A 16306-nucleotide genomic window follows, 5' to 3' on the forward strand; every position below is an offset into this window, starting at 1 on the left:
ACAGCAACCGGTCAGCTGACCTTCGCAGCGAGCAGGTCGCCGACGGCGGCGCGGACCGGGTCGGGGTTCGACCAACTCCAGTTGGGGTGGGCGCGGTTGGTGAGCAGCGCCAGGACGAGTTTGCGGTCGGGCGCGACCAGGAGGGAGGGGCCGGCGAACCCGGTGTGGCCGAAGGTCCGGGCCGAGGCGAGCTTCCCCATGAACCAGCTCTGGTTGAGGACGACCCCGAGGCCGTGCGCCGAGGTCCGGTTGGGTCGCTCGGGGTCGATGGCGGGTTTGCCGGCGTTGTGGTTGCTGAGCATCCGCCGCACTGTCGCCGCGGCGAGGATCCGCTTGCCCTGGTAGGTGCCTTCGTCGAGGAGCATCTGACCGATGGCCGCGAGATCGCTCGCGGAGGCGAAGATGCCCGCGTGACCGGCGATGCCACCGAGGTGGTTGGCGACGTCGTCGTGGACGGTGCCACGCAGCAGACCCCGGGAGGAGCGGGCGTCGGTGGCGACCAGGCGGTGGGCACTGGAGGTGGTGGACACCCAACTGTTGGGGTTGAAGCCGGTGTCGCGCAGGCGGAGCGGGGTGGTGAGGTTGGTCCGGAGCGCCTGGTCGAGCCGCTGGCCGGTGACCTTCTCAACGATCTTGCCGGCGACCATGAGCCCGACGCTGGAATAGCGGAACGTGTTCCCGGGCACGGCGCCGGAGACCAGCGGCGTGGTGAGCACGGCGTTCCACCGGGCCGCGTTGTCGGGCAGACCGGTGACCTTGGCGCCGACCGGAAGGCCGCTGGTGTGGGTCAGGAGCATCTCGACGGTGATCTGCTCCTTGCCAGTGCCGGTGAAGGCGGGCAGGTAGTCGCGCACCGGAGCGCCGAGGTCGACCCGCCCCTTGTCGACCTGCTGCAACAGCAGGATGGCCGTGTACACCTTGGTGACCGAGGCGAGGTCGAAGATGGCGTTGGGCCGCATCGGGACGCGTTGGCTCGCCGCGAGCAGCTTCGGGCCCGCCCCGTAACGCACTGCCTCACCGACCGCGGTGTGCACCGTCATTTTCCCGTCCACGAGCACGAGCGCGACCGCACCGGGGAAGCCCTTGTGCTCGACGGTCTGCGGTGTGGCGGGCAGGTGTCGCCGGAGCAGGGCTGTCACGTCCTGCGCGTAGCGGGCCTGACCGGCTGGTGGGGTGTCGTCGCTCGGCGCAGCAGGTGCGGCGGACGGCGACCTGGGGTTCCCCGCCGAACCGAACCCGACCCGGTTCCCGGCCGCGTCCGTTCCGGCCACCGCGTCGCCGGGACCGGCCGGGCCGGGGTCCGGCGCGCTGTTGTCACCGCAGCCGGTGAGGGCGGAGGTCGCGGCGGCCAGGCCGGCCCCGAGCAGAGTGCGACGCGCAACGGGCATGCCGGAGATCGTGGCAGGCGGCCCGCTGGCGCGCCACCTCACCCGTCCGAACGTCGACCCCGTCCGGCCCGTCGGCCAACAGGTGGTCATCTGCCGGACACAGCCGGTTGACGTTCGGGCGGTTGTGCGACGATCGGCGGGCATCACGTCGAACGACCGTCCACCGGTCTGTCCGCGCACGGGCACGGACAGTCACCGGGGAGGGCACACACCTCGTTACCCCCTTGGAGAGCACGATGTCCCTCTCCCCGTCCCGGGTCTTCGCTGAGCTGAACGCGGCGCGACCCCCTGACCAGCCCTCCCCGATCATGGGTACGGCCGTCGTGGTCGGCGGCAGTGTCGCCGGTCTGCTGGCCGCCCGGGTGCTGTCCGACCACGCCGACACCGTCCTCATCATCGACCGGGACGACCCGCAGGTGACCGGCGCGCGGCCCGGCGTACCCCAGGGGACACAGCTGCACGCGCTGCTGCCCGGCGGCCTCTTCCAGCTGGAGCGGATGTTTCCCGGCTTCCGCGACGAGGCACTGGCGCGCGGAGCGGTCGAGGCGCCGCCCCCGGCCCGGCGCAACTACCTCGACGGCCGTCCGAAGGTCGTCGTCCCTGACGACGCCGACAGCCTGGCGGGCAGTCGGCCGCTCCTGGAGGGCCTGATCCGCCAGCAGGTGCTTCGACTGCCGAACGTCAAGACGATCACCGCCCGCGCCACCGGCCTCGTGTTCGACGGCACAGTGGTCACCGGGGTCCGCTGCGACGTCGGCGGGGTGCCCGGTGTCGAGCGCGCTGACCTCGTGGTGGACGCCATGGGGCGGTCCAGCAAACTGTCGGACTGGCTGGAGCGGGCGGACTGGGACCGGCCGGTCACCCGGCGGATGACCGTGCACCTCAACTACGCGACAGCCCTCTTCCGCCGTCCGGAGGTCGACCCGGCCTCGACTGTCGTGCTGGCGCTGAACACGCCGAAGACGGCGGTGGACGTGGCCGGGGCCGCGTTCTTCGCCATTGAGGACGGCCGGTGGATGGCCATGATGGCCGGTTACGGCAACGACCGCCCGGGGCGCACCGCCGAGGACTTCGTCCGCCGCCTGCGGGAGCAGTTCCCACCGGAGTTCGGCGACGTCGCCGACCAGGAGATGCTCGGCGACGTCCAGACCTACCACCACGCCGACAGTCGGCGACGGGACTTCCACGCGCTGAAGCGGTTCCCGGCCGGCCTGGTCAGCGTCGGTGACGCCGTCGCGTCGTTCAACCCGGTGTACGGGCAGGGCATGACGGCGGCAGCCCTGCACGCGGCCTGCCTCTCGACGTACCTCCGGTCCGGCCCGGATCTGCGGGCGCCCGCGCGCCACTACCTCGCACTGCAGAAGGTCGTGGTCGACGCCGCCTGGTCACTCTCAACCTCGGCGGACCTGGCGTTGCCCCACGTCGACGGCCCCTACCCGCGCGGCTACCGGCTCTCCAGCTGGGCCAGCAGGCAGATCATCACCGCGACGGTCACGGACGTGACGACCGCGCGGCGGTTCAACGACGTCGTCTCCATGCGCGCGCATCCGGGCTCGCTGGCCCGGCCCCGCGTCCTCCTGGACGCCCTGCGCGCCAACCGACGCGCACACTGATCGGGTGACCCGGCGGCCTCGTCAGGAGGCCGCCGGGAACGCCCTAGCGGGGGAGCTTGCGCAGGATGTCGACCACGAAACGGTGGTCGTCCAGCTGCGGCAGCCCGGAGACACCGACCCAGCCCACCACACCGGTGCCGCGCACCCGCAGCGGCACCGCGCCCCCGGCCGCCGCGTACCGCGAGGCCGGCAGGCCGAACCGCTCGGCCAGCGTCACCTGCTTGTCCTGGCACAACCGGGCCATGTAGAGCGAGGAGTGCTCGAACCGCATCACCACCCGACCCTTGCGGCGCAGCCACGCGTCGTTGTCCGCCGTCGACCCCGGCAGGCCACAGTGGAACAGCTGCCGCCCGGCCCGCCAGACGCCCACCGAGACCGGCAGCCGCTGCTCGGTCGCGGCGGCGACGGCGAGCATCCCCAGCTCGTACGCGTCGGTCTCGGACAGGCCCGCGAGCTCCAGCTCGTTCTCCTCGTGCAGCAGCTCGTCCAGCGTCGGCCACGATTCACGGTCAGCTGACATGTTTCTTCTCCTTGTGGTGGCGGGCGATCATCCTCATGCGGGGCGATCACCAGGCGCAGGGCGCGTAGTCCTTCAGGAAGCAGCCGTACAGGTCCTCGCCCAGCTCGCCGCGGACGATCGGGTCGTACACCCGGGCCGCGCCGTCGACCAGGTCCAGGGGGGCGTGGAAGCCCTCGTCGGCCAGGCGCATCTTCGTCGGGTGGGGGCGTTCGTCGGTGATCCAGCCGGTGTCGACGCTGGTCATCAGGATGCCGTCGGTCAACATCTCCTCGGCGCTGGTGCGGGTGAGCATGTTCAGCGCCGCCTTGGCCATGTTGGTGTGCGGGTGCCCGGGCCCCTTGTAACCGCGGCCGAACTGGCCCTCCATCGCCGACACGTTCACCACGTACTTGCGGCGGGCCGACGCGGCGGCCATCGCCGGGCGCAGCCGGCTGACCAGCACGAACGGCGCGGTGACGTTGCACAGCTGCACTTCGAGCAGCTCGACCGGGTCCACCTCCTGCACCCGCTGGACCCAGCTGTTGACCGAGTCGAGGTCGGGCACGAGACCCCCGGCGTCGATGGCCGTGGACGCCGCGATCCGTTCCGGCGAGGCCGAGCCGCTGGTCAGTGCCAGTGCGGTGAGCGCGTGCGGGGTGAGTGCGGTCGACTGTGGCCCGGCGGTCAGGCTGCCGACCGGGCCGCCCTGGCCGTCCGGCTTGGCGAACGTGAGCAGCTCCGGCAGCGGGCCGTCCGGCAGGGCCGCGGCCTCGGCGGCGATGAGCTGCGCGTACGCCCCGGGGGACCGGCGGACGGTCTGCGCCGCGTTGTTGATCAGGATGTCGAGGGGGCCCTGGCTGCTCACCGAGTCGGCGAGAGCGATCACCTGGGCGGGGTCGCGCAGGTCGATCCCGACGATGCGCAGCCGGTGCAGCCAGTCCCCGCTGTCGGGCATCGCGGCGAACCGGCGGACCGCGTCGTGCGGGAACCGGGTCGTCACCGTCGTGTGCGCGCCGTCGCGCAGCAGCCGCAGCGCGATGTACATGCCGATCTTGGCCCGGCCGCCGGTGAGCAGCGCGCGCCGGCCGGTCAGGTCGGTACGGGCGTCGCGGCGTTCCCGGTTGAGTGCGGCGCAGGACGGGCAGAGCTGGTGGTAGAACGCGTCCACCTGGCGATAGCGCTGCTTGCAGACGTAGCAGCCGCGCGGGTTGTGCAGGAAGCCCGCCGTCTCACCCGCGACGGAGGTGGCGAGCGGAATGCCCTGCGTCTCGTCGTCGATCCGCCCCGGAGCGCCGGTGGCGGTGGCCTCCGTCACCGCCCGGTCGGCGGCGAGGATGGCGTCCCGCCGCTCCTCCCGCCGCCGCTGCTTGATCACCTTGTAGAGCCGGGCGGTGGCCCGCTGCACCCGCACCACGTCGGGGTGGTCGGGTGGCAGCGCCTCCAACGCCTCGAAGACGCTGAGGCAGGCCTCCAGCCGGCTTCGGTCAATACCTTCTTGACCGTTTTCGGTAATGTTGTCCACCGTCATGCGTCGTTGTCTCGTCCCGTATCCCGTGCCGGCTCCAGCCGGCCCGCCCCAAGTCCGACCCGAAACGGTACGCGCCTCACGGCCTTCGACGCACTTCGCGGCTGTCCGTGTTGTGCGGCTCGCAGATCTGTCAGTCGGCGTCGACGTGGCCGAGACGCCAGTAGCCCATGAAGGCCACCGATCGCCGGTCCAGACCGCGCTCGGCGACCAGGTGCCGGCGCAGGGTACGGATGACGCCGGCCTCCCCGGCCAGCCACGCGTACAGCGGCGCCGAGGCCACCTCCTCGGGCACCTCCCACAGGATCTCGGTGTTCAGGTCCACGTCCGGCACGGGCTGGGCGGCCTTCGACGCGCCGGGGGTCAGCAGTTCCCCGGCCGCGGCGACGACGGCGGGCACCAGCCGGCTGCCGTACCCGTCGGCGCCCCGGGCCAGCCAGCGGACCTCGACGCCGGGGGGCGCGACCAGCGGTAGCACGTCGGCGGCGTCGGGGACCTCCAGCACGACGGTGCCGCGGGCGTCCAGGGGGAGCCGCTCGCAGATGCTGCCGATCGCCGGCACCGCGGTCTCGTCCCCGGCCAGCAGCAGGGTGCCGCCTGTCGACTGTCGAAACTCGACCCCGCCGTGGTTGCCGTCGTAGCCGGCGTCCGGACCGACGAGGGCGATCTCGTCGCCGACGCTGGCCCGCCGAGCCCAGCGCGTCGCCGGGCCACTGTCGCCGTGCAGCACGAGGTCGACGTCGACCTCGGCGAGGTGCGGTCGCACCGCCCGCACCGTGTAGGTACGGATCGGGTTGCGCAGGTTCTCCGGCAGGGCCCGCCACTGCGCGTACCAGTCCGCCCCGTCCGGCAGGGTCACCCCGTGCTGGCCGGGCAGCGGCAGCGCCAGCTTGATCCGCTGGTCGTAACCGTTGTCGGCGAAGCGGTCCAGGTCCGCCCCGGTGAAGGTCACCCGGGTGAAGGACGGGCTGAGCCGGCGTACCGCGCGGACGGTGACGGCGAACACGCGCCACGGGGCGATCGGCAGGGTCTCGGTCATGGGGGCCTCTCTCGACTCGGGGGCGGGCGTTTACCGGGTGGTGCTCGCCACGGCGCGGGATCGCCACAGCAGCCAGACGAAGTACGGGGCGCCGATCATGGCGGTGACCAGACCGGCGGGGACCTGGGCCGGAGCGATGACCGTCCGGCCGAGGGTGTCGGCGATGCTGACCAGCGCCGCGCCGAGCAGGGCGGCCACCGGGAGCACCCGGGAGTGCCGCCCGCCGACGAGGGCCCGCGCGGCGTGCGGGGCGACCAGGCCGACGAAGCCGATGACCCCGACGGCCGAGACGGCGGTGGAGGTGAGCAGCGCCGCCGCGCCGAGCGCGATCAACCGGGTGCGTTCCAGGCGGACGCCCAGCACCCGGGGGGTGTCGTCGTCCAGCGCCATCAGGTCGAGTTCCCGGCGGGCGGCGACCACGGCCGGGGTGAGCACCAGCAGGGCGATCAGCACCGGCAGCACCTGGCTCGGCATGCGCCCGTAGGTGGAGCCGGACAGCCAGGTCAACGCCTTCCCGGTGTTCCACGGGTCGAAGGCGACGACCAGGTAGGTGATGACCGCCATGCCGCCCTGCCAGGCGCCGAAGCCGATCAGCACCAGTCGGTCGGAGCTCAGCCCGCCGCGCCAGGCCAGGCCGTAGACCAGGGCGAACGCCAGCATCGCGCCGAGCCCGGCGACGCCCGAGACGGCCCACACCCCGGCCAGCGGCACGAACGTGAGCAGCGAGACGGCCCCGAGCCCGGCGCCGGCGGTGATGCCGAGGATGCCGGGTTCGGCCAGCGGATTGCGGCAGACCGCCTGCACTGTGGTGCCGGCGACCGCGAGCGCCGCGCCGGCCAGGACCGCCGCGGCGACGCGCGGCCACCGCTGGTCCAGCACGAATGTGTACGCGGGTCCGGTGCTGCCGTTGACCCAGTTGGCGACGTCGCCGAGCAGCACCCACGTGTCCCCGGCGAGCATGCCGACCGCCACGGCGCAGACGGTCACGACGGCGGTGACGGCGACGACGCCCCGGTGGAAGGCGGCGGAACGAACGGCGGCGTGCCCGCCGGGCGGACGGCGGGTGGGACCGGCGTCGCGGTGCCGGCGGGCCAACCAGATGAGGATCGCCGCGCCGAACAGGGTGGTGACCACGCCGGTGGGAATGTCGACGCCGGCCTGCCCGCCCATCACCGCCCGCAGCAGCACGTCGGAGCCGAGCACGATGATGACCCCGGCGATGCCGGACAACGGCAGCAGGATGCGGTGCCGGTGCACCCCCGGCACCACTGGTGCGAGCAGCCGGACGATCACCGGGGCGCACAGGCCGACGAAGCCGACCGGGCCGGTGAGGGTGACGGCAGCGGCGGAGAGCAGCACGGCCAGCACCATGACGATGAGCCGGGTGCGCCGCACGTCGAGGCCGAGCACGGTGGCGGTGTCGTCGCCGAGGGCGAGGATGTCGAGGCGGTGTCCGAGCAGCACGAGCACGATGACGGCGCCGACGATCACCGGGGCGAGTTGGGTCAGCGCGGTCAGGTCGCTCTGCACCAGCGAGCCGTTCCCCCAGGCGAACAGCCCGATGGTGGCCTGCTCGAACAGGAGCAGCAGCAGCGTGGTCACCGACCCGAGCGCCAGCGCGGTCGCCGAGCCGGCGAGGATCAGCCGGGTGGTGCCGGCCTGCCCACCCGAGGACATCGCCATCACCAGGCCGGCGGCGGCCAGCCCGCCGCAGAAGGCGAGGCCGCCGGCGGGCAGCGCGGGCAGCGAGACGCCGAACGCGGCGACCGCGACGATCGCCAGGTGGGCGCCCGCGTTGACAGCGAGGGTGTCGGGGGAGGCGAGCGGGTTGCGGGCGATCGACTGCAACGCCGCCGCGGCGAAGCCGAGCGCCACGCCGATGGCCAGCCCGGCGAGCAGCCGGGGCAGCCGGGAGGCGATCAGGACGCGGGCCGCCTCGTCGTCGGCGCCGGTCGCGAGCCGCAGCAGGTCGAGGGCGCCGACGTTCGAGGTGCCCTGGGTGAGGTGCACCGCGCCGACCACGAGCAGCAGCAGGATCGCGACGACGAAGACACCGGCGACGCGGGGCACGGCCAGGCGTCCGCCCGGAGCCGGCCGGGTGGCCGACTCCGGGCGTGGGGGTGCGTTCAGCACACTCACACCGTGTACGTCTTGACGAGTTCGTCGATGTACTGCTTGGCGGAGAGCGGACCACCGAAGGTCCAGATGCCGTTGGGCATCTTGTGCAGGTTGCCCTGCCGCACGAAGGGCAGCGACTTCCAGATGGCGTTGCTGGCGAGACCGTCGGCGAACACGTCGTCGCCGTCGGAGGCGTTGTAGAAGAGGTGCATGTTCGGGTCCTTGAGGACCGTCATGCCCTCGACGTCGGTCTGGCCGAGGCCCCACACCTCATCGGTCTTGCCGGTCCAGGCGTTGGTGAGGCCGAGCTGGATGCCGAGCTGGGAGACCAGCGCGCCCTTGCCGAACATCCGGATGCTGACGGTGCTGCCCTCCTTCCAGCCGTCGGCGATGGCGAACGGTCGGCCGGCGGCACCGGCGTCGGCGAGCTTCTTCTTGCCGTCGGCGAGGGCCGCGTCGAAGTCGGCGAGCAGCTTCTCCGCCTCGGTGGTCTTGCCGACCGCCTTCGCGATCATGTTGAGGTCGGTGCGCATCCGGCCGAGGTTGTCGGTGGCGTCGCTGCCCTTGGCGACCACGACGGGGGCGTACTTCTCCAACTGGCTGACCATGTTGGCGCCCCGGTCGTCCTCCATCACGATGAGGTCGGGCTGGAGGGCGACGATCGAGTCGACGCTGGGCTCGCCGCGGGTGCCGACGTCCTTGACGCCCGGGTCGAGCTTCGCGGAGGTGACCCAGGTGCCGTAGCCCTTGGGGTCGGCGACACCGACGGGCATGACGCCGAGGCTGACAAGCATCTCGACCTCGCCCCACTCGAGCCCGACGACCTTGGTCGCCGGGGCCTTGAGGGTGATCTGCTTGCCCCGGCTGTCGGTGAGGGTGACCGGGCCGCCGGCCGCCGAGGGGGAGGTCTCGGGGGCCGCGGCCTTCTCGGTGGTGCCGCAGGCGCCGAGCGTCAGCGCGGCCACGACGGCGATGAGGGCTGTGAAACGGGTACGGGTCATGACGGACTTTCTCTGCTGGGGATGGGGGTGCTCAGACCAGGGCGCGGATCTGGTGCCGCCCGACGGGGCGGGTGGTGACCAGTCCGCTGACCGGATCGGTGGTCACCTCGATGCGGATCCCGTAGGTCTCGGTGAGGGCGTTCTCGGTGAACACCGCCGCCGGGGTGCCGGTGGCGCGGACCCGGCCCTGGTGCAACAGGACCACCTCGTCCGCCACGGCGGCTGCCTGGTTGAGGTCGTGCAGCACGACGCCCACGGCGACGCCGTGATCGTCCGCGAGGTCACGGACCAGGTCGAGGATCTCCACCTGATATCGCAGGTCGAGGAACGTGGTGGGCTCGTCGAGGAGCAGAACCGGGGTGTCCTGGGCGAGGCAGGTGGCCAACCACACCCGCTGCAACTCGCCTCCGGAGAGTTCGTCGACAGGGCGGTCGGCCATCGCGGCGACGCCGGTGACGTCCATGGCGCGTGCGATGGCGGAGGGGCCCTGCGGGTCCTCCGTGCGCCACCGCCCCCGGTAGGGGTGGCGGCCGTAGCCGACGACGTCGCGGACGGTGACCCCACTGGGCACCGGCCGGCTCTGGGCGAGCAGGGTGACCCGCCTGGCGAACTCCCGGGCCGCGAGGCTGGCGGCCACGACGCCGTCGGCGAGGTGCACCGTGCCGGCCTCGATCGGGTGCAGCCGGGCCAGGGCCCGCAGCAGCGTGGACTTGCCGCTGCCGTTGGGTCCCACGAGTGCGGTCACGGCACCAGCGCGGAGGTCGATCACGGCACCGTGCACGACCGGCACACCGTGATAGCCCAGACGGAGGTCGGCGCCGGACAGGCTGCGCCCCCCGTTGGCCGACGCCAACTCGTTCTGCATGAGGTTAGGCTAACCTAACGGAATGACGACCTGTCAAGCCGGTCGCGAGGCCGTGATCAGCCTGGCGGACCGGCGGTCGTCGGGTCCGTGCGCGCGTGGGGGATGCTGGGTCCGTGCACATCGCGACCCTCGGCCCACTCGCCGTCGACGGCCAGCCCGTTCGGGGTGAACGGCTCGCGGCTGTGCTCCGCGCGCTCGTCGACGCGCGTGGGCGGGCGGTCTCCGTGAGCCTGCTGGTGGACGCCGTCTGGGACGGCGCGCCGCCGGACGACGCGACAGGCGCCGTCCAGGCGCTCGTGTCCAGGGTGCGCCGTCTCGGGCTGCCCGTGGTCGCGGTGCCGGGCGGATACCGTCTGCCCGCCGAGGAGATCACCGTCGACGAGGCCGAGGCGCGCGCGTTCGTCGACCAGGCGCGCGACGTGCTCCGCTGCGGTGACATCAGTGCCGCCCGGGGCTTGGCCGATCAGGCGCGTGCCCTGTTCCCCGAGGTGCCGGATCTGGTCAGCGCCGAGGAGACCCGCCTGTTCGCGGAGGTCGCCGCGCTGCGGGCGCAGGCGGCACTCGCCGGTGTGGGCCCGTTCGACGAGGTCGACCTGGGCCGCCTCGTCGCGCGTACGCCGCCGGACGAGCCGTCCGCCGCCCTGCTCGTCCGGGTGCTTGCCGCGCAGGGGCGGGAGGCGGAGGCGCTGGAGGTGGTCGAGCGGCTGCGCGCTGACCTGGCCGACCGGTACGGCGCTGACCCGTCGCCGGTGATCACGAGCGTCCATCTGGCGCTGCTGCGCGGTGAACTCACCGCCCCGCCCGTCGTGGCGCCGCCCCGGCAACCGGCGCGGATCACGCTGCCCGCGGCGTGGCGCCGTCCCATGGCCGCCCTCGTCGGGCGGGAGCGGGACGTCGAGGCCGTCACCGACGCGCTCACCGAGACACCTGTCGTGACGATCGTGGCGACCGGCGGTGCGGGTAAGACCCGCCTCGCCGCCGAGGTGGCCAGGCGAACGGCGGCGGCCGGGCAGGCGGTACGCGTGATCGAACTGGCCGGCCTGCGCTCGCCCGACGAGGTGCTGCCCACTGTGCTCGCCGCGCTCGGCGGTGCGGACTCGACGGCGACAGGCGGCAACCTGGGTCTGGAACGGCGGGTCCTCAGCCCCGAGGAGCGGCTGCGCGCCGTGGCACCGGACCTGGACGGGCTGATCGTGCTGGACAACTGCGAGCACGTGCTCGACGCGGTGGCCGTCGTCGTCGCGGACCTGGTCGCGGTGGCCTCGTCGGAGGTCGCGGTGCTCGCGACGAGCCGCGCCCCACTGGGCCTGGTCGGCGAACTGGTGCACCGGCTGACCGCGTTGCCGGACGCCGACGCGCTCGCGCTTGTCGAGTCCCGGGCACGGGCCGGCGGTGCCGTGCCGACCTGGGACACCGAGCGGGCGCTCGCCCTGTGCCACCGGCTCGACAACCTGCCGTTGGCGCTCGAACTGGCCGCCGCGCGACTGCGGCACATGCCGATCGACGACGTGCTCGCCGGGCTGACCGACCGGTTCGCGCTGCTCGACGACGCCCTGCGCGGCCTGCCCGAGCGGCACGCGAGCCTGTGGGCGCTTGTCGACTGGAGCAGGGAACTCCTCGCCGAGGAGGACCGCGATTTGCTGCAGCGGGTCGCTGTCATTCCCGCTCCGTTCACCGCCGACCTCGCCGCCGCCGTCGCACAGGCCCCGGACGTGCGTCGGGGCCTGGCGACACTCGTGGAACAGTCCCTGTTGACCCTGGTCGAGGGGGACGGTCCGCCGCGCTACCGGATGCTCGAGACGGTCCGTGAGTACGGCGAGGCCCGGCTGGACGCCGTCGACGGCCGGGATCAGGCCATGGCCGGCCTGGTCAGGTGGGCGCGGGAGCAGGCCGTCGCGCTCGCCGGCCGCTTCATCGGCCCCGGTCAGGTCGAGGCGCTGCACCGTTGTGCCGCCGAGCAGGACAACCTGGTCGCGGGCCTGCGGTGGGCAATGGGAGAGGACGACGAGCCGGCCTCGGTCGACGTCGCCACCGCGCTGTTCCACCTCTGGTCGGTGCGCGGCCTGCACCTTGAGGTCCTCGCCTGGGCGCGCGGGCTGCTGCACATCGACAACCCGCAGCGGCGGCTGCGGTCGGCGATCCTGCGCGGCGCGGCCAGCGGCCGGCCACTGCCCAACGCCGACCGGCTGGCCTGGACGTGCCTGGTGATCAGCGTGAACGCCGGCGTCAGCGCCGATCTGCGGCCCGCCGTGCTCGCCCGGCGTGCCCTACGGACGCTCCAGGCCGAACGTCCCGCCGAGGTGTCGCCCCGGCTGGCCGCCCTCGCGTCGGCGCTGCCCGGCTTCGACGCGTCCGATCTGGAGCAGAGCCTGAAGAGCGCGACGGAGATGATCGCGCACCCGGACCCGTACGTGCAGGGGCTCGGGCTGTTCGCGCGCGCGGCGGTACGGGAGAACGGTGGCCTGCCGGAGGCGTCGATCAGCGACGCCGAGCAGGCGTACCACCGCTTTGAGGCCGCCGGTGACCACTGGGGAATGGCGATGGCGGCGGGTGCCGTCGGGCAGTTCCTGGTCCCGGGCGGGGATGCCCGGTCGGCCGAGTGGCTGACTCGCAGCGTTCAGCACATGGAACTCGTCGGTGCCGCGCAGGACGCCAGGTCGATCCGGGTCCGGCTGGACGTGCAACTCGCCCTCACCGGTGATGCGGACGCGGAGCGGCGACTGGGCGAGACGGCGGCACTGGGCCAGGCCGAGCAGATGGACGCCGGGCAGGCGCTTCTCGGCCTGGCGCACCTCGCCTGGCAGCGCCAGCGGTACGACGAGGCGCTCACCCACGCCGACGAGGCGAGTCGCATCCTCGCCGGCTGGACCGGGCCGCAGCCGCAGCCGCGGGTGATGCTCCGGGCCACGGTGGCGATCATCTACCTGCGGGTCGCCCAGACCGGGTGGGCAACGGGCACGGACGCCACCGTCCAGGCGGCCACGATGCTGTCGCTCGCCCGCGAGGACGCGCTGACCTCACGGGACCTGCCGGTGATCGGGGCGTGGGCGTCGGGCGGCGCGGAACTCGCGGCGTACCGGGACGACCTCGACACCGCCCGCGAGCTGTTCGTCCTCGCGAAGCGGATCGGCACCCAGATCGAGATGTTCTTCCCCTTTGAGAACGGCGAACGGCTCAACGCCATCCTCGGGGACGAGGAGCAGCGTGAGCCGTTACTGGCCGCGTGGCGCGAACGGCCGCCCGCCGCGGCCGTCAGCCGGATCCGCGAGCTGATGGACGACCTGCTCGCCTGACTCAGATCTTCTTGCGGTACGCCCGTAGCGCGAGCGGCATGAACACCGCCACGAAGCCGGCGCACCAGGCGAGCGTCCACCACACGTGGTTGCCCAGTGGGGTGCCGAGGAACAGCCCGCGTACCGACGCCACCAGGTGCGTCATCGGGTTGACGTCCACGAACGCCTGCATCCAGCCGGGCAGGGTGTCGGCGCCGACGAACACGTTGGACGCGAAGCTCAGCGGCATGATCAGCGCGAACATCACACCCTGCACGGCGCCCGCGGTCCGCACCTTCATCGACACGAGCACCGGCAGCCAGCTCAGGCAGAGCGCGAACAGCACCGCGAGCAGACAGCCAGCGACCGCCCGGAACAGGTCGGTCTCGATCCGGAAACCCATCACGTAGCCGATCGCGAGGGTCGACACGGTGACGATGACGTACCGGACGACGTCGCCGAGGACCGCGCCGACAAGTGGTGCGGAGCGGGGGATCGGCAACGACCGGAACCGGTCGAAGATGCCCTTGGCGATGTCGGTGTTGAGGTTGACGCCGATCGCGATGGCGCCCGTCGCGATCGTCTGCGCCAGGATGCCGGGCAACAGGAACTGCAGGTAGTCGTGGGTCGATCCGGCCACGGCGCCGCCGAAGACGTACACGAAGATGATGAGGAACAGCACCGGCTGCAGGGTCACGTCGATGAGTGCCTCGGGCGTACGCCAGGTCTTGATGAGGCTGCGCTTGGCGAGCGCCAACGAGTGCCGGACCAGCCGGAACGGCCGCGGGTTCGGCGCGGAGTTCGAGAGCACGCGGCTTCTCGTGGGCGCTGTGTCGGTCAGAGTGCTCATGCCGCGACCTCCGTGGGGCGGGTGGTGTCGTCAACGGAAGCCGTACGCCCGGTGAGGGTGAAGAACACCTCGTCGAGGCTCGGCAGGTGCAGGGAGAGTTCGGTGACCGCGATGCCGGCGGTGGCGAACCGGGCGACGCTCTCGGTCAGGGCCGCGTCGTCGCTGACCGGCACCGCGAGCACGCCCTTGCGGATCTCGTCGGCCTGGGCGCCGGAACCGACCTGGGTCAGGATCTCCGCGGTGCGGGGCAGCTGCGCCGGGTCGGAGGGCCGGACCTCCAGGGTCTGCCCACCGACCACCCGCTTGAGCCCTTCGGGGGTGTCGTGCGCGATGACCCGGCCATGGTCGATCACCGTGATCGCGTCGGCGAGCGCGTCGGCCTCCTCCAGGTACTGCGTGGTGAGCAGCACCGTCGAGCCGTTGTTCACAAGCGAGCGGACCACGTCCCACATGTCCTCGCGCTTGGCCGGGTCGAGCCCGGTCGTCGGCTCGTCCAGGAAGATCACGGCGGGGGAGCCGACGAGGCTGGCGGCCAGGTCCAGCCGTCGCCGCATGCCGCCGGAGTAGGTCTTGGCCGGCCGGTTCGCGGCATCGGTCAGGTCGAACCAGTCGAGCAGCTCGGCGGCCCGCCGCCGGGCGCCGGCGCGCCCCAGCTCCAGCAGGGTGCCGAACAGCTCCAGGTTCTGCCGCCCGGTCAGGTCCTCGTCGACCGAGGCGTACTGGCCGGTGAGGCCGATGCTCTGCCGAACGCGCTCGGCGTCCCGAACCACGTCGAAACCGCCGATTCGGGCGGTCCCGCCGTCCGGGGTGAGCAGGGTGGAGAGGATGCGCACGGCGGTGGTCTTGCCGGCGCCGTTGGGGCCGAGCACCCCGAGCACCGTCCCGCGGGGAACGGCGAGGTCCACGCCCTGTAGCGCCCTCGTCTTCCCGAACGTCTTCACGAGGCCCTCGGCCTCGATCACCAGGTCAGCTGTCATGTCCAACAGTCTGCGCGGGCGCGCTGACACCGCCCCGACACGCCACCGACACGCCCTGACACACCGCCGCGCCGAGCCCACGCCCGGCCCTGCCTGCGCCGATCTTGCGCTTTGAGTCGTCGAAAAGAGCTGGATGCACCTTTTGTCGGGACAGTATGTGCAAGATCGCGGGGACGGGGCGAGGGCCTCGGGCGCGGACCGGCCGGGCTCCCCTGCGGGGAGCCCGGCCGGTGCGGTCGACAACCGTCGTAGCGCTGTCCGGAGCGCAGCGGGGGCGTGCTGCGGGCGGGAGAGGTACGGACGGCACGACCGCGCTCCGCGCGGTGGTTCACCTGCTCAGCTCGGCAGGCGGCCCCGCGTGGAGACGAAGTGGTAGGACATGACGGCGAACCCTGGATCACGGAGCAGCCGGCGGAAGGCGTTCAGTTGGTTGGACGACAGCCCCGCGGCCAGCAGGCCCGGTTCCAACTGGCGGGAGTTGGTCTCGTAGAGCGACGTTCCGGTCGACCCGCCGGCCCAGCTCTGCGAGTGGGTGATGGTGTCCAGGTCGGTCAGACCGGCGAGGGCCATCTCGGTGTGCACGTCCTGTGCCCAGCCCAGGTCGGCGCCATGGTCCTCAAGGACACCCATCATGGCGTCCATGACCTGCGCGAAGAGCTTCGCGGCGTCGTCGCTGGGCGCGGTCAGCACCCGCTGCGGCGCGGTGCAGTCGAACTCCTCGACCACCAGCCACCCGCCGGGCGCCAGCGCGCCGGTGAGGGTGCGCAGGACCCGTCGTCGATCGGGGAGGTGCAGCAGCACCAGCCGGGCGTGGATCAGGTCGAACGCGTCCCCGGGTGGCGGTTCGGTGCGCACGTCGTGCTGGCGTACGTGCAGGTTGCCCTCGGCCACCAGGTGTGTGGGGTCGATGTCGGTGGCCACCACCTGACCGTCGTCGCCGACCGCGCGGGCGATCCGCCGGGCCATCGAGCCGCCACCCGCCCCGACCTCCCAGCAGGTCGCGCCCGGTCGCAGCACCGGGCGGGCCAGGCGACGCGTCGTGATCGGGTCCAGGAAGGACTCCAGCGCGTGCATCTGGGGAACGGCGTCCGGTGCGCCGTTGTCGAACGTGTACGTGTCATCGCTCGTAGCGGTTGTCATCGGTGTCTACCTCTCCGTG

General features: G+C 72.6%; 11 protein-coding genes and 1 pseudogene. 2 read left to right on the plus strand and 10 right to left on the minus strand.

Annotated elements, in window-relative coordinates; translation table 11 throughout:
* Positions 1 to 11: 11 nt before the first annotated feature.
* Positions 12 to 1388 carry a serine hydrolase domain-containing protein gene (locus ACQP0U_RS12670; protein WP_433318643.1) on the minus strand — a complete coding sequence of 459 codons (1377 nt, stop codon included), beginning with the start codon at positions 1386 to 1388 and terminating at the stop codon, positions 12 to 14.
* 236 nt (positions 1389 to 1624) lie between these two features.
* Between ACQP0U_RS12670 and ACQP0U_RS12675 the strand changes: the two genes are divergently transcribed.
* Positions 1625 to 3001, plus strand: a complete 1377-nt coding sequence (locus ACQP0U_RS12675) for an FAD-dependent oxidoreductase (RefSeq protein ID WP_433318646.1) — start codon at positions 1625 to 1627, stop codon at positions 2999 to 3001.
* A gap of 43 nt (positions 3002 to 3044) precedes the next feature.
* Here the strand turns inward: ACQP0U_RS12675 and ACQP0U_RS12680 are convergent, their stop codons facing one another.
* The 6 genes from ACQP0U_RS12680 to ACQP0U_RS12705 form a co-directional block, all read right to left on the minus strand.
* The gene (locus ACQP0U_RS12680; RefSeq protein ID WP_433318649.1) at positions 3045 to 3521 is read right to left on the minus strand and encodes a heme-degrading domain-containing protein; all 477 of its coding nucleotides are present in this window, start codon (positions 3519 to 3521) and stop codon (positions 3045 to 3047) included.
* 46 nt (positions 3522 to 3567) lie between these two features.
* Positions 3568 to 5028: an SDR family NAD(P)-dependent oxidoreductase gene (locus ACQP0U_RS12685; protein WP_433318652.1), complete on the minus strand. Its 1461-nt coding sequence runs from the start codon at positions 5026 to 5028 to the stop codon at positions 3568 to 3570.
* A gap of 130 nt (positions 5029 to 5158) precedes the next feature.
* Positions 5159 to 6064 (minus strand): siderophore-interacting protein, encoded by a 906-nt coding sequence (locus ACQP0U_RS12690; protein ID WP_433318655.1) that lies wholly within the window; start codon positions 6062 to 6064, stop codon positions 5159 to 5161.
* Between the two features lie 30 nt (positions 6065 to 6094).
* On the minus strand, positions 6095 to 8194 hold the full coding sequence (locus ACQP0U_RS12695; RefSeq protein WP_433320791.1) for an iron ABC transporter permease: 2100 nt from the start codon (positions 8192 to 8194) through the stop codon (positions 6095 to 6097).
* A gap of 5 nt (positions 8195 to 8199) precedes the next feature.
* Positions 8200 to 9183 carry an ABC transporter substrate-binding protein gene (locus ACQP0U_RS12700; protein ID WP_433318658.1) on the minus strand — a complete coding sequence of 328 codons (984 nt, stop codon included), beginning with the start codon at positions 9181 to 9183 and terminating at the stop codon, positions 8200 to 8202.
* A gap of 31 nt (positions 9184 to 9214) precedes the next feature.
* A complete protein-coding gene (locus ACQP0U_RS12705) occupies positions 9215 to 10048 on the minus strand; it encodes an ABC transporter ATP-binding protein (RefSeq protein ID WP_433318661.1) in 834 nt (277 codons plus the stop codon).
* 113 nt (positions 10049 to 10161) lie between these two features.
* Between ACQP0U_RS12705 and ACQP0U_RS12710 the strand changes: the two genes are divergently transcribed.
* Positions 10162 to 13341 (plus strand): BTAD domain-containing putative transcriptional regulator, encoded by a 3180-nt coding sequence (locus tag ACQP0U_RS12710; protein ID WP_433318664.1) that lies wholly within the window; start codon positions 10162 to 10164, stop codon positions 13339 to 13341.
* 1 nt (position 13342) lies between these two features.
* Here ACQP0U_RS12710 and ACQP0U_RS12715 read toward each other — a convergent pair whose 3' ends face one another.
* From ACQP0U_RS12715 to ACQP0U_RS12725, 3 genes and pseudogenes are all read right to left on the minus strand, one after another.
* Complete coding sequence (locus ACQP0U_RS12715; RefSeq protein WP_433318667.1) at positions 13343 to 14170, minus strand: ABC transporter permease; 828 nt, start codon at positions 14168 to 14170, stop codon at positions 13343 to 13345.
* Positions 14167 to 15048 (minus strand): annotated as a pseudogene (locus ACQP0U_RS12720) (ATP-binding cassette domain-containing protein); the annotation flags it as partial. The gene ACQP0U_RS12715 and the pseudogene ACQP0U_RS12720, both read right to left, overlap by 4 nt.
* A gap of 435 nt (positions 15049 to 15483) precedes the next feature.
* Positions 15484 to 16287: a class I SAM-dependent methyltransferase gene (locus ACQP0U_RS12725; RefSeq protein WP_433318670.1), complete on the minus strand. Its 804-nt coding sequence runs from the start codon at positions 16285 to 16287 to the stop codon at positions 15484 to 15486.
* Between the last annotated feature and the right edge of the window lie 19 nt (positions 16288 to 16306).

Source organism: Micromonospora sp. CA-269861 (assembly GCF_050948505.1).
Taxonomy (GTDB): Bacteria; Actinomycetota; Actinomycetes; order Mycobacteriales; family Micromonosporaceae; genus Micromonospora.

What these genes read in the sequence shown, in the direction of transcription:
- ACQP0U_RS12670 (WP_433318643.1), bottom strand. Translation starts at nt 1,388, where the DNA reads ATGCCCGTTGCGCGTCGCACTCTGCTCGGGGCCGGCCTGGCCGCCGCG.
- ACQP0U_RS12725 (WP_433318670.1), bottom strand. Translation starts at nt 16,287, where the DNA reads ATGACAACCGCTACGAGCGATGACACGTACACGTTCGACAACGGCGCA.
- ACQP0U_RS12715 (WP_433318667.1), bottom strand. Translation starts at nt 14,170, where the DNA reads ATGAGCACTCTGACCGACACAGCGCCCACGAGAAGCCGCGTGCTCTCG.
- ACQP0U_RS12680 (WP_433318649.1), bottom strand. Translation starts at nt 3,521, where the DNA reads ATGTCAGCTGACCGTGAATCGTGGCCGACGCTGGACGAGCTGCTGCAC.
- ACQP0U_RS12685 (WP_433318652.1), bottom strand. Translation starts at nt 5,028, where the DNA reads ATGACGGTGGACAACATTACCGAAAACGGTCAAGAAGGTATTGACCGA.
- ACQP0U_RS12690 (WP_433318655.1), bottom strand. Translation starts at nt 6,064, where the DNA reads ATGACCGAGACCCTGCCGATCGCCCCGTGGCGCGTGTTCGCCGTCACC.
- ACQP0U_RS12705 (WP_433318661.1), bottom strand. Translation starts at nt 10,048, where the DNA reads ATGCAGAACGAGTTGGCGTCGGCCAACGGGGGGCGCAGCCTGTCCGGC.
- ACQP0U_RS12675 (WP_433318646.1), top strand. Translation starts at nt 1,625, where the DNA reads ATGTCCCTCTCCCCGTCCCGGGTCTTCGCTGAGCTGAACGCGGCGCGA.
- ACQP0U_RS12700 (WP_433318658.1), bottom strand. Translation starts at nt 9,183, where the DNA reads ATGACCCGTACCCGTTTCACAGCCCTCATCGCCGTCGTGGCCGCGCTG.